Annotated in this window: 1 protein-coding gene; it reads right to left on the reverse strand. The window is 27.7% G+C overall.

Translation table 11 applies throughout. The annotated features are described in order from the left end of the window. Positions 1 to 207, reverse strand: a 207-nt coding sequence (locus ACRHOZ_RS21160; protein WP_431130309.1) for a hypothetical protein, incomplete at its 3' end; no start/stop codon positions are given. Positions 208 to 253: the final 46 nt, after the last annotated feature.

The raw sequence follows: 253 nt of genomic DNA on the forward strand, positions 1-253 counted from the left end.
GTCAGGGGCACTAACAGGAATATCCTTTTCTTTTTCTACATATCTCTTATGTAACCTACTAATTTTTTGCACACTTACATGATCAAATATTTCATTTCTTCTCTCTAGTAGTTCTTCCACAAAGAATACTGCTTTACCATTTCTAGATGTAATGGATTCATCTTTTTCTATACTAGTAAAAAAATCTACAATAAGTTTTTCAATCATGATTAATCAATTGTTATACAAATTTTATCCAAAAATAATTCTGTTG

The sequence above is a fragment of the Flagellimonas flava genome, assembly GCF_050617915.1.
Classification (GTDB): domain Bacteria; phylum Bacteroidota; class Bacteroidia; order Flavobacteriales; family Flavobacteriaceae; genus Flagellimonas; species Flagellimonas flava_A.